A 12,117-nucleotide genomic window follows, 5' to 3' on the forward strand; every position below is an offset into this window, starting at 1 on the left:
TAGGGAGACTGGCGAGGAAAAAAAGCCCGACGGATGCCGGGCTAAGTTATTTTATGCTTTTACTAGCGAACATCACCGCAACTGAGACATAACGCATAGCGGCTCTGTGGGTCATTTAGCGTATTAAGCAAGCTCGGCTGCTCTTTCACCGCTTGTGCCAGGGTAGATAGCGGCGCGGGTAACCATGCCTGAATAGCGGTAGGCAGCATCGCCTGAACTGACGCACTCATTTGGCCGAAAATTAAGTCACTTAGGCTAGGTTCATCAATAAACCAATTCAACTGCCACGTTTTCAGTTTCGCCAGTTCGGCCACTTTCTTCACGGCATCATCAAAGTCACCTAACTGATCCACCAGGCCATTACTTTTAGCATCAAAGCCAATCCACACATGGCCTTGGGCGATTTGATCCACTTGCTCGACTGTTTTGTGACGAGAGGTGGCGACCAGATCAATAAAGGTTTTATAGCCATTTTCGATATTGATTTGCATCATCTGCGAGAACTCAGGCGGCAAGTTTTTGGTAATGGAGATATCAGCCAGTGGTGAAGTCGCCACACCGTCGGTATGGACACCAATACTTTCGAGTGAATTCTGGAAGGTATTAATCACCCCGAAAATACCAATCGAACCCGTGAGGGTGCTTGGGCTGGCGACGATATAGTTAGCTGGGGTTGAGATCCAGTAGCCACCGGAAGCGGCCATGCCACCCATTGACACCACCAATGGCTTATTAGCCGCACGTAAGGCTGATAACTCAGAGCGAATCAGCTCAGAGGCGCTTACGCTGCCTCCAGGGCTGTTGACACGCAAGATAACGGCTTTGATTTTCGGATCAAGACGCGCCTGACGAATTTGTGCCGCCAATGCATCGCCACCGACATTTCCTGGCGTCTGTGGGCCATCCATGATGGCACCGTTAGCAAAGATAACGGCTATCTGCTCGCCTTGCTGTGGGGCCGGTGCCGGTTGATAGTCATAAATACTGATGTAATTGAAGTCGTTGCTTTTTTTATCCCAACCGAAGGTTTTGATTAGCTCACTTTCTACCTCGGGTCGTGAAGCCAATTGATCAACCAGTTTGTTGTCCAGTGCATACTTAGCGGCTGAACCACCAGCAGCTTGTAATCCACTGATAACAGCCGCAGCACCGGGGAAGAGCTGCTCAGCGGTTAATTGCCGATTCGCAGCAACGGCGGTGAGATAATTTTGCCATAATCCACCAATCCAGCGGCTGTCCGCTTCACGGGCTGCCGGTGACATATCATCGCGAATCATCGGCTCAACCGCAGATTTAAAGGTACCCACCCGGAAGATATTAGTGGTGACTTTGAGTTTTTCTAGCAACGATTTGTAGTAGAGATTATTGCTGGCAAAACCATGCAGGTCGACGGCACCTTGTGGCGACAGGTAGATTTTATTGGCGAAGCTGGCTAAATAGTATTGGTTCTGATTATAGCTGTCGCCAATTGCGTAAATAGGTTTGCCACTGTCACGGAATTCTCGCAGCGCTTTACCGATATATTGCAACGAGGGCTGATCAGCGCCAGTAAAGTCGCTCAGTGATAGCACTATGCCATTAATATTATTGTCGGTTTTGGCGAGACGAATGGTTTCTACCACATCAAACAGCGAGTTTTCTTGTAATCGATTACTGGATGCCCCTAATAACTCGCGGCCCCACTGGCGCAACTTATTATTCACCGCCGGCTGATCAACCACCACGCCACTTAAATTAACGAGTAATGCACCTTTTACCGGCTCTACCGGCTTAGTTTGGAACTGTAGGTAAACACCGACACCGATTAAAATTAACAGTATAAGAAAAAGATTAAGAATAAATTCTCTGACAAAATTCAATAGGCGCCAGGTCCACTTGAAAAAGCCAGAAAAAATTCGCCACAAAGTGTGCATGTTATCTCCAACAAAACGGTGCAAGTACGGCTATCCTAATGACCTGACGTACAAAAGTCAGCTTTAAATCGCAGAGAAACCTAGCCTATAGGTCAACACTGGTAACAAAACGACAACTTATGCTACCGTGCTGAAAATGAAAATCGTTATCAGGAGAAAATGATGGATGCGTTGGAACTCTTACTTAACCGCCGCTCGGCGTCTCGCTTAACCACCCCGGCCCCAGCAGGAGAGGCATTGGACCATATTATCCATGCGGCTATGCGTGCGCCGGATCACGGAACATTACAACCGTGGCGCTTTGTGTTAATCGAAAATGACGGTTTGGAACGTTTTAGCCAATTGTTACAAAAAGCCGTTGAACACGATGGTGGTGATGAGGCGGTATTGGCAAAGGCGAAGCAGGCACCTTTCCGCGCACCTTTAATTATCACGGTGATTGCTCATGTAACTGAAAACCCGAAAGTGCCCAACTGGGAGCAGGTGGTTTCTGCCGGTTGTGCGGTACAAGCTATGCAGATGGCGGCTTTAGCGCAAGGCTACAATGGCATTTGGCGTACCGGCTCCTGGACCCACCATCCGGTCGTGCGTCAGGGTTTTGCCTGCCGTGAACAAGATGAAATTGTTGGTTTCCTCTATCTCGGTACACCACTATTAAAATCTGCGATGAAAGTGACACCACCTGATTACAGCACTTTTGTTCGCCATTTCTGATTGTTATACGTTTTTCTCCAGTTATCTTTTGCAGCTTGTGGTTTTTATCGACGACAAGCTGCGTTTTCGCCTGCTTTGTGACCAACCTATCTGCCCAACAGCGGCTCTCTACTTACCAAGCCACGCCATAGGCGCTACCATAGGCACCCTGGATAGTTGCCCCATATGAAGTATTCCGGACTAAATAGTTTACTAATTGATTAAACTGCTTATTACTGACCACCAGACGGGAGAGTGTTATGACATCGCCAGCGATACGTCTTACTCAATACAGCCACGGAGCGGGTTGCGGTTGCAAAATTTCGCCCAAAGTGTTGGATAAAATTTTGCATTCTGATCAACAGAAATTTCTCGATCCCCGTCTGCTGGTGGGAAATGAAACACGTGACGATGCAGCGGTTTATGATATTGGCAGTGGCGTGGGTATTATCAGCACTACCGATTTTTTTATGCCGATCGTTGACGATCCCTTTGATTTTGGCCGAATAGCCGCCACCAATGCCATCAGTGATATCTATGCGATGGGCGGCAAACCTATTATGGCCATTGCGATTCTAGGCTGGCCGATTGATAAATTAGCCCCAGAAGTTGCACAACAGGTGATCGAAGGTGGGCGTTCTGTTTGTCAGCAGGCGGGCATTTCCCTGGCCGGTGGCCACTCCATTGATGCACCTGAGCCAATTTTCGGTTTAGCGGTCACCGGTATTGTCAGCACTGAACAGGTGAAGAAAAACAGTGCCGCCAGGGCGGGTTGTAAGCTATTTCTGACCAAACCGTTAGGTATCGGCATTCTGACCACGGCAGAAAAGAGAAGTCAATTGCGGCCAGAACATCAGGGGCTGGCAACTGCAACCATGTGTCAGTTGAATAAATCTGGCGCTGATTTCGCCCATATTCCCGGGGTGACGGCAATGACAGATGTGACAGGTTTCGGTCTGCTGGGGCATTTGAGTGAGATTTGTCAAGGTTCCGGGGTTCAGGCCACGCTACATTTCTCCGCCATTCCACGTCTACCTGCCGTGGAAGAGTATATTGCCGAGGGGTGTGTGCCGGGGGGGACAGAACGTAACTTCGACAGCTATGGTCATCTGATTGGCAAAATGTCTGATTTACAGAAAAAATTATTATGCGATCCGCAAACCTCTGGCGGCTTGCTGTTAGCGGTGTTGCCTGAAGCTGAAGCCGAGGTACAGGCCATTGCCGCCCAACATGGTTTGATACTCAGCCCTATTGGCGAGTTAAGCGCGCTGGATGGTAGCCGGGCACTGATTGAGATTACACCGTGACCTTCTCTTTAACATATTTACGCGGTGAATGATGCGACTTTTTATTGCCGAAAAACCGAGCCTGGCGCGGGCGATTGCCGATATCTTGCCAAAGCCGCATCGTCGGGGTGATGGATTCATTGCCTGTGGTAATGATCAAATGGTGACCTGGTGTGTGGGTCACTTGCTGGAACAGGCCCAACCGGATGCTTACGATAGCCGCTATGCCCGTTGGTCACTGGCTGATTTACCGATCATTCCTGAAAAATGGCGACTACAGCCACGGCCGTCAGTCAGTAAACAGTTGAATGTTATCAAAGAGCTATTGCGGCAGGCTGATGAGGTCGTGCACGCGGGTGACCCTGATCGCGAAGGGCAGCTTTTAGTTGATGAAGTCCTCGATTACCTCGATTTGGTTGCCGAGAAGCGGCAAAATGTGCGCCGTTGCCTGATTAACGATTTAAACCCGCAGGCGGTTGAACGTGCGGTGGAGCGCCTACGTTATAACCGGGAATTTATTCCGCTGTGTGTCTCCGCCCTGGCACGGGCTAGAGCTGACTGGCTCTACGGCATCAATATGACTCGAGCTTATACTATTCTTGGGCGCAATGCGGGTTATGACGGTGTTTTGTCCGTCGGCCGCGTGCAAACACCGGTATTGGGGCTGGTGGTGCGTCGTGATGAAGAGATTGAAGATTTCATCCCCAAAGACTTTTTTGAGGTCAAAGCCCATATCGTCACCCCTGCTGATGAGCGCTTTATTGCACAGTGGCAGCCGAGTGACTCCTGCGAATCCTATCAGGATGATGAGGGGCGGTTGTTACATCGCCCACTGGCAGAGCACGTTGTGAATCGCATCACCGGCCAGCCCGCATTGGTCACCTCCTATAATGATAAACGGGAATCAGAAACCGCCCCGTTGCCATTTTCACTCTCGACCTTGCAGATTGAAGCCGCCAAGCGCTTTGGCTTGAGCGCGCAACAAGTGCTGGATATTTGTCAGCGACTGTATGAAACGCACAAATTGATTACGTATCCCCGCTCAGATTGCCGATACCTACCTGAGGAGCATTTCGCTGGGCGTCATTCGGTGCTTAATGCCATTAGCATTCATCAGGCAGATCTATTGCCGTTGGAGGTGATGGAGAGTGACCGTCGTAATCGTTGCTGGGATGATAAAAAAGTTGATGCGCACCACGCCATTATCCCGACTGCGCGGGCGAGTAAAGTGAACCTGACCAGCGACGAGGGCAGAGTCTATCGACTGGTGGCACAACAATATCTGATGCAGTTCTGCCCTGATGCACAGTTTAGAAAGTGTGTCATTGAGCTGGATATTGCCGGTGGGAAATTTGTCGCTAAAGCCCGTTTTTTGGCCGAGGCTGGCTGGCGTACTCTGCTCGGCAGTAAAGAGCGTGATGAGGAAAACGAAGGCGCACCGTTACCTGTAGTGGCGAAAGGCGCAGAATTACTGTGTGAGCGTGGTGAAGTTGTTGAGCGGCAAACCCAGCCACCGCGGCCATTTACCGATGCTAGCTTACTCTCTGCCATGACGGGTATCGCCCGTTTTGTGCAGGATAAAGAGCTGAAAAAAGTGCTACGGGCAACTGACGGTTTGGGGACGGAGGCGACACGCGCCGGGATTATTGAGCTACTTTTCAAACGGACTTTTTTGTTTAAGAAAGGCCGCTATATCCATGCCAGCCCAGCGGGAAGGGCGCTGATCCACGCACTGCCGGATATTGCCGCGCGTCCAGATATGACGGCGCATTGGGAATCAACGTTGACACAAATTAGTGAAAAAAACTGCCGTTATCAGGATTTTATGCAACCACTGGTGGCGACATTGCAAGATTTAATCAGTCAGGCAAAACAGAATCAAAGTCGATCATCTCAGGTGTTCCGTGGGTTGCCAGCCGCACCCGCTGGTGCGATAAAAAAACGTAAGAAAACATCGACCAAGGCCAAGGAGAATAAGTCATGAGAACATGGGTAGTGCTGGGTTGTATTGGTTTTGCCTCGCTGATCTCCAGTGTGGCAATGGCTAATCGAAACAATGTTGATGTTGTTGTTCCATTACCACCGGAGGTTTGGAATAACTCATCAAATCGCAATACAAACAATAATCCTTGCACCCGCTGCTGTGTTTACCAAAACCAAAATTATTCAGAAGGTGCGGTATTGCGCATCGAAGGTGAGGTTTTGCAATGTGTACGTGACGCCAGTGTGGTTGGCACCAATCCACTGATATGGAAAAGATTAACCCGATAATAGGGTTAACCGAGTAGTTATTTAGCGTTTTTGAGCAATAAAAGCGTCTAATAACGGAATATCAGCGGGTGCCAGAGGATAGTGATAAGCCTGTTGCGGCAACAGCCAAACAAGGGCTGAATGGCAATGCAGTATGGGTTCACCACTGAAGTTTTCAATATGCCAGGCGTGTAAGCGGATAATATTTTTACCTGAATCCCACTGATTGGTGGCGATATATCTTGTCACTGTCGCCGCAATATTTAACTCTTCGGCAAGCTCTCGTATTAAAGCCTGAGGCTGGTTTTCACCAGCCTCAACTTTTCCACCGGGAAACTCCCATAAGCCCGCTTGATCACTGGATGAGTTTCGCTGAGCTAGCAAAACTTTACCATTGCGTTCAATAATTGCGGCGACGACATCGATCATTTTTATTTACCCACATTCGTAGCACTCAGGGATAAACAAATAACCCTGTCATTAAGCGAACCACAATATTAGAGTGCAAATTCAGACCAGACAGGGGCGTGATCTGATGGCTTCTCCATTCCACGGATCTCGTAATCAATTCCTGTGGCGATACAGCGGGCAGCTAATGGATGACTTGCCAGTAACAGATCAATACGCAGACCTCTATTTTCATCAAAGCCCCGCGAGCGGTAATCAAACCACGAAAACTGATCATTACATTCTGGGTTAGCGGCACGGAATGTATCAACCAACCCCCAATTTTGTAACTGCGCCAACCACGCACGCTCTTCCGGCAGGAATGAACATTTACCGGTACGTAGCCAGCGCTTACGATTCTCTTCACCAATACCAATATCCAGATCCGTCGGGCTAATATTGATATCACCCATAATCAGCAGCTGAGAGTCGGCTGAATGCTGTTGTTCCAGATATTGCTGTAAATCCGCGTAGAAACGCTCTTTTGCTGGAAACTTTATTGGATGATCGCGACTTTCCCCTTGAGGGAAATAACCATTAATGACGGTTAAAGGGCCTTGTGGTGTAGCAATGTCAGCCATAATAATACGGCGCTGAGCATCTTCTTCATCTGTAGGGAAGCCACGACGCACAGCCAAGGGTTTTTCCTTGGTTAATAGTGCGACACCATAATGACCTTTTTGCCCATGATAAAAAACGTGATAACCGTGCTGGCTGACATCTTCAAGAGGAAACATATCATCGTGAACTTTTGTTTCCTGCAGGCCGATAACATCCGGCTGATGCTGCTCAATTATTGCGGCGAGTTGATGTGGTCTAGCACGTAGCCCATTGATGTTAAAAGAGACAAACTTCATGGTCAGCACCGTTGATTTGCTAAGAAATGGCCTCGAATATTAGCAGATACAGGATAAAAATGTAATCCATGAATAGAGAATAGAAGAAAGTGGATAATGTTATATTGTCATTTTTAGATATGGAAACACTATTACGAAATCCAAGTTTTAAAAAATAGGTTGAAACCATCAGCTAATTTATGGGGTGGCTATTGTTTGGTGATTTAAAACTAAACTGTTGTTCTATTTTCTCCTACTTTCGAATAATCACGTCATATCAAAAAACATTCAACACTGAGTGAGTTATTATAAATATTGTTCCTAGTAAATAACTCATGCAACTTGTTTATTGATTTATTTATCATGAGAGTATCGACTTATAGATTAAATGTATTCTCTTGGCGGAGGTAGTCAAAAACTAATTAATTTGGTTGGTTACCCTCGCAACTGATATTTGACGTTGTCAATAAGGATTAAGCAGTTCCTATGATTTTTTTATTATCCAGTGTATGGGCGTTAATTGATTTTGTAACGTGAGGAATAAAAGATAGTTATTAGAAATCATGGATCTACGATGTCTCGTCTGTTAGAACTATTGGTAATGTCAAGGTGTTAATGCGCCAGGATATCCTTAGTGGTAATGATTAAAGGTGACTTAAAGTTATTGGTTCCTATGCTATGATGATTTATATGTCAATTATTTAAAATATAATTCATATTCTTAAGTTATCAAATTCTTAATAATATCTACAGATAATAGCAAGCATCAAAATATGCCTGCTGCTTTTTATGTAAATTTTGACTCAAAGGATTAGTAAATTATGTTTCTATCTAGAAAGCTAGAGGCCTTTATGGCAGTAGTTGAAAATGGCTCACTAAGTAAGGCTGCTAGGGTGATGAACAGAACGACACCGCCGGTGGCCAAATCAATAAAGGATTTTGAATATATAATAGGGAAAAAATTATTTAAACGAGAAAAATTTGGTATGAGTCTAACTAGAGATGGTGAGGTTTTATATAACGATCTAAAAGATTTGTATCAGCAAGAAAAAGAGATTACTAAAAAGCACCTGACCGGACATGTCTCCAATGTCATCAATATTTACTACGACTGGGGTAAAAATGAGAGTCTAACAAAGTTATGCAAAGTAGCTGAAAAAAATAACATTCAAGCCAATGTAATTAAATTCTATTATGAAAATATTGATGATATTGGAGATTATGATGGAAACTCACTTATCCTGTCATCAGAAATCATTCCTAGCGATAAATTTATGCTGCTAAATGAAGTACCAAATAGTGGTTTTGGTATTTATGGCCGCAAAGATGTCATTAATGAAAGCCAGGATGTTTTAAGTGTCCTTCATCATAATATTTGGTTATGTAACCCAGTATTATACAGAAGCAATTTCGTCAAAAACCTTGAGGAAAGTGTTAAAAAACAACATGGTAAGGTGGGTGTTAGGCAAGTGGATAATTTGCTCTGCTGCCTGAACTTTATCTATTCAGGTAAGTATATATGCATTACAGATTCAGTTATGGATGACTTTGATGGCAACTCGAAACTGGATTTTATAAGTTTATCGAGTTTTAATCATGAGAGTAAATTATATTTCTATAAGTCACGCTCACATTCAAGTGTATTAAATAGACTAATAGATTACATCCATACCCTAGTCTAGATATGTCTTTTCATAATAGTTATCTCGTTGTCTGCGGCACAACCTTTTTAAAGGTTCTTATCTTTCCTGGCAGTACACTTTTTTACTTGATTGCCTGTCTGAAAACTAAGGATTTATATGAGAAATAGTGGTGGGCGCTGTATAGCTGCGCTCGGCGCGAACCTTGTCGAAGGTTCTTACCTTCCCTGATGGGTGCTATTTTTGATCTGTTTTTTTGCTGGAGGTCAGAGATATCAGGAGAGATGGTGGTGGGGGAAGGATTACTCGTCACTTCGTTCCTCGCCCTTCGGGCCAACGCGATGCGTTGTTGTCTCGCTGCGCTCGGCGCTAACCTTGTCGAAGGTTCTTACCTTACCCGATGGGTGCTATTTTTGATCTGTTTTTTTGCTGGAGGTCAGGGATATCTGGAGAGATGGTGGTGGGGGAAGGATTACTCGTCACTTCGTTCCTCGCCCTTCGGGCCAACGCGATGCGTTGTTGTCTCGCTGCGCTCGGCGCTAACCTTGTCGAAGGTTCTTACCTTCCCCGATGGGTGCTATTTTTTGATCTGTTTTTTTGCTGGAGGTCAGGGATATCTGGAGAGATGGTGGTGGGGGAAGGATTCGAACCTTCGAAGTCGATGACGGCAGATTTACAGTCTGCTCCCTTTGGCCGCTCGGGAACCCCACCACTGATTTCGTGGTTATATAGCTAAGATACTTGGCCGTGATTGAATCTATTACTTACGCATTAATCGAAAAATAATGGTGGTGGGGGAAGGATTATTCGTCACTTCGTTCCTCACCTGTTAGGTCGCCGCTTTGCGTCGTTGTCTCACTGCGTTCGGCGCGAACCTTGTCGAAGGTTCTTACCTTCCCCTTAATGTACAGTGTGATTTCAGTTTCTAAATCATCTGAATACTTAAGGTCAAAATGGTGGTGGGGGAAGGATTCGAACCTTCGAAGTCGATGACGGCAGATTTACAGTCTGCTCCCTTTGGCCGCTCGGGAACCCCACCACTGGCCTAACAACTTAACAAAGCTCTCTTGGTAAGCGGGGCGCATCATATCAAATGAAGCGCCCCTGTAAAGACTTGAAATGAAAAAAATAATTTGTTCGATGCTTTTTTGTCCTCGCCGATGATTATATGGGCAAAAAAGATCGATTTCTTGCGTGCTTACAGAATAACGGTGCGGTTACCGTAAACAAAAACACGTTGTGCTAGAACACGATATAGGGCGCGGCTAAGAACATTCTTTTCAACATCGCGCCCAGCACGCATCATATCTTCAGCGGTATATGAGTGGTCAACATGAATGACATCCTGCATGATGATTGGGCCTTCATCCAAGCTATCGTTGACATAGTGGGCAGTAGCACCAATGATTTTCACACCGCGCTCATATGCTTGATGGTATGGGCGAGCGCCGATAAATGCGGGCAAGAATGAGTGGTGAATATTAATAATCTGGTAAGGGAAGCGTTGAACAAAGGCAGGCGTCAGAACACGCATATATTTAGCTAAGACAACATAGTCTGGTTGGTACTGCTCAATTTGCTCAATTAAGCGTTGATCATGTTGATCTCGAGTCAAACCTTCATGGCTTATCAGATGGAAAGGAATATCAAAGCGTTCTACCAGAACCTGTAGTGCATCATGGTTGCCGATCACCGCCGCAATTTCGACATCCAGACCACCATAGGTGCTCTTCATTAATAAGTCGCCGAGGCAATGTGCCTCTTTGGTTACCATAATAACAATCCGACGTCGCCCGGCGGCGTGCAATTCACGGTTAGTGCCTTCAGGTAAGGCATCGTCCAAATCTGCCAGCAGAGTGGTATCGTTAAAAATACCCTCTAGCTCTGTACGCATGAAGAAACGCCCCGTCAAATGATCAACGAATTCGTTATTCTGTACAATATTCAACTGATGTTTATAACAAATATTGGTGATTTTTGCGATTAAGCCTTTGGCGTCAGGGCAAATTGTGCGTAACACTTTCTTCTGTACATTCTGGTGTGGCATAAGGTGGTAAATCCTGTCTTAGCAATACTTGATGTGATGTAAGTTTAGTTTTTGATGTTGCGAAGCTTATAAGCAATATTATTGTGAAAGTCCGCAGCACTTCTTATATTTTTTCCCTGAACCGCAAGGGCATTGATCATTTCTACCCACGGAAGGTCGTACTCCGTCGATATAGTACCAGTGTTCTTTTATTCGAAGGAAGCGAGAACGTTCATGCATCGCGCTTACCTGTACCCTATTTTCATCAGTAAAATGGGCAATAAACTCGACAAAAGCTTCATCATCATGGCTACCCGCCATTTCGGCGATGACGGTTAACCCGCACCATGAAGTTTGGGTAAAGCTTTGAATTATCCCCGCCCGCCAATCCTGTGCGCCGCAATCTGGATGCCAGGTTTTAATCAGGTAATCCACATCCTTTTTGACATAGGCACTATAACGGGAGCGCATCAATATTGCAGGCTTAGCCACAATCTGAGTACCCAAGATATAAGGTTCACAGCATTTTTGATATTCAATGGTACTACCGCACGGACACTGTTCTGACAAAATTTCTCCGAAACAATTCATCATGCCACGATATCTGCTGAACATCAGTCAGCGACAGATAGGGGGTGGCAAAAGCTGAGTAGATATCAGCTCATCTTACCTAATCACGAGTTGAGGTTCAAAGTTGATCATTTAGTGGGGGTGTTTGGTGAGATGAAGTTTTGTGATTCAAGTCACAAAAATAGTTGACCGGCGTTTCATTATGGCGTAACTTAATAACTGTGATGTATATCACATAAAAATAATGATATTTACAGGAGCAACCCATGAAATTGATCAATAAAGTTATCGCAATGTTTGAAAAAATGAGTGTTTCATTTGGTACTATCAACGGATAATAGTTTTATTAATATTCTGTAACGCGTTCTAATGTCCTGGGTGGTTCGATATAGCGTTAAAGAGGCTATAGTCATCAAGGACTAACAGTGAAATTCGATAAATATGAGACTCTCTATT

At 45.5% G+C, this 12,117-nt stretch carries 10 protein-coding genes, 2 tRNA genes and 3 other RNA genes; 5 read left to right on the forward strand and 10 right to left on the reverse strand.

What is annotated here, in order from left to right:
* Nucleotides 1–62: 62 nt before the first annotated feature.
* Complete coding sequence (gene sppA / locus HRK25_RS15240; protein WP_054872612.1) at nt 63–1,913, reverse strand: signal peptide peptidase SppA; 1,851 nt, start codon at nt 1,911–1,913, stop codon at nt 63–65.
* A 162-nt stretch (nt 1,914–2,075) separates the two neighbouring features.
* Between sppA and HRK25_RS15245 the strand changes: the two genes are divergently transcribed.
* From HRK25_RS15245 to HRK25_RS15260, 4 genes are all read left to right on the forward strand, one after another.
* Complete coding sequence (locus HRK25_RS15245) at nt 2,076–2,627, forward strand: NAD(P)H nitroreductase (RefSeq protein WP_032899013.1); 552 nt, start codon at nt 2,076–2,078, stop codon at nt 2,625–2,627.
* 239 nt (nt 2,628–2,866) lie between these two features.
* Complete coding sequence (gene selD / locus HRK25_RS15250; RefSeq protein WP_032899011.1) at nt 2,867–3,913, forward strand: selenide, water dikinase SelD; 1,047 nt, start codon at nt 2,867–2,869, stop codon at nt 3,911–3,913.
* A gap of 31 nt (nt 3,914–3,944) precedes the next feature.
* Nucleotides 3,945–5,876 (forward strand): DNA topoisomerase III, encoded by a 1,932-nt coding sequence (locus tag HRK25_RS15255; protein WP_032899009.1) that lies wholly within the window; start codon nt 3,945–3,947, stop codon nt 5,874–5,876.
* On the forward strand, nt 5,873–6,163 hold the full coding sequence (locus HRK25_RS15260) for a DUF1496 domain-containing protein (RefSeq protein WP_032899008.1): 291 nt from the start codon (nt 5,873–5,875) through the stop codon (nt 6,161–6,163). The genes HRK25_RS15255 and HRK25_RS15260 overlap by 4 nt, the downstream gene beginning before the upstream one ends.
* 21 nt (nt 6,164–6,184) lie before the next feature.
* Here the strand turns inward: HRK25_RS15260 and HRK25_RS15265 are convergent, their stop codons facing one another.
* Together HRK25_RS15265 and xthA are read right to left on the reverse strand one after the other, a co-directional pair.
* Nucleotides 6,185–6,571 (reverse strand): pyrimidine (deoxy)nucleoside triphosphate diphosphatase, encoded by a 387-nt coding sequence (locus tag HRK25_RS15265; RefSeq protein ID WP_005279292.1) that lies wholly within the window; start codon nt 6,569–6,571, stop codon nt 6,185–6,187.
* A gap of 68 nt (nt 6,572–6,639) precedes the next feature.
* The gene (gene xthA / locus HRK25_RS15270; protein WP_032899005.1) at nt 6,640–7,446 is read right to left on the reverse strand and encodes an exodeoxyribonuclease III; all 807 of its coding nucleotides are present in this window, start codon (nt 7,444–7,446) and stop codon (nt 6,640–6,642) included.
* 800 nt (nt 7,447–8,246) lie between these two features.
* Between xthA and HRK25_RS15275 the strand changes: the two genes are divergently transcribed.
* Nucleotides 8,247–9,107 carry a LysR family transcriptional regulator gene (locus HRK25_RS15275; RefSeq protein ID WP_032899004.1) on the forward strand — a complete coding sequence of 287 codons (861 nt, stop codon included), beginning with the start codon at nt 8,247–8,249 and terminating at the stop codon, nt 9,105–9,107.
* A 243-nt stretch (nt 9,108–9,350) separates the two neighbouring features.
* Here the strand turns inward: HRK25_RS15275 and HRK25_RS15280 are convergent.
* The 7 genes from HRK25_RS15280 to HRK25_RS15310 all read right to left on the reverse strand — a co-directional run bounded on the left by HRK25_RS15280 (nt 9,351) and on the right by HRK25_RS15310 (nt 11,661).
* A non-coding RNA gene (locus tag HRK25_RS15280) (RtT sRNA) lies at nt 9,351–9,478 on the reverse strand.
* 42 nt (nt 9,479–9,520) lie between these two features.
* Nucleotides 9,521–9,647: non-coding RNA, RtT sRNA (locus tag HRK25_RS15285), on the reverse strand.
* A gap of 44 nt (nt 9,648–9,691) precedes the next feature.
* Nucleotides 9,692–9,776: transfer RNA gene (locus tag HRK25_RS15290), tRNA-Tyr, on the reverse strand.
* Between the two features lie 75 nt (nt 9,777–9,851).
* A non-coding RNA gene (locus HRK25_RS15295) (RtT sRNA) lies at nt 9,852–9,978 on the reverse strand.
* Between the two features lie 41 nt (nt 9,979–10,019).
* Nucleotides 10,020–10,104 (reverse strand) — tRNA-Tyr (locus HRK25_RS15300).
* Between the two features lie 159 nt (nt 10,105–10,263).
* Nucleotides 10,264–11,112: a formyltetrahydrofolate deformylase gene (gene purU / locus HRK25_RS15305; protein ID WP_005277544.1), complete on the reverse strand. Its 849-nt coding sequence runs from the start codon at nt 11,110–11,112 to the stop codon at nt 10,264–10,266.
* Between the two features lie 78 nt (nt 11,113–11,190).
* Nucleotides 11,191–11,661 (reverse strand): YchJ family protein, encoded by a 471-nt coding sequence (locus HRK25_RS15310; protein WP_032898569.1) that lies wholly within the window; start codon nt 11,659–11,661, stop codon nt 11,191–11,193.
* Nucleotides 11,662–12,117 lie beyond the last annotated feature (456 nt).

The organism is Yersinia bercovieri ATCC 43970, assembly GCF_013282745.1.
Taxonomy (GTDB): domain Bacteria; phylum Pseudomonadota; class Gammaproteobacteria; order Enterobacterales; family Enterobacteriaceae; genus Yersinia; species Yersinia bercovieri.

Coding starts and splice junctions, on each gene's coding strand:
- HRK25_RS15260 (WP_032899008.1), top strand. CDS start 5,873: ATGAGAACATGGGTAGTGCTGGGTTGTATTGGTTTTGCCTCGCTGATC.
- HRK25_RS15245 (WP_032899013.1), top strand. CDS start 2,076: ATGGATGCGTTGGAACTCTTACTTAACCGCCGCTCGGCGTCTCGCTTA.
- HRK25_RS15265 (WP_005279292.1), bottom strand. CDS start 6,571: ATGATCGATGTCGTCGCCGCAATTATTGAACGCAATGGTAAAGTTTTG.
- sppA (WP_054872612.1), bottom strand. CDS start 1,913: ATGCACACTTTGTGGCGAATTTTTTCTGGCTTTTTCAAGTGGACCTGG.
- HRK25_RS15275 (WP_032899004.1), top strand. CDS start 8,247: ATGTTTCTATCTAGAAAGCTAGAGGCCTTTATGGCAGTAGTTGAAAAT.
- selD (WP_032899011.1), top strand. CDS start 2,867: ATGACATCGCCAGCGATACGTCTTACTCAATACAGCCACGGAGCGGGT.
- HRK25_RS15255 (WP_032899009.1), top strand. CDS start 3,945: ATGCGACTTTTTATTGCCGAAAAACCGAGCCTGGCGCGGGCGATTGCC.
- xthA (WP_032899005.1), bottom strand. CDS start 7,446: ATGAAGTTTGTCTCTTTTAACATCAATGGGCTACGTGCTAGACCACAT.
- purU (WP_005277544.1), bottom strand. CDS start 11,112: ATGCCACACCAGAATGTACAGAAGAAAGTGTTACGCACAATTTGCCCT.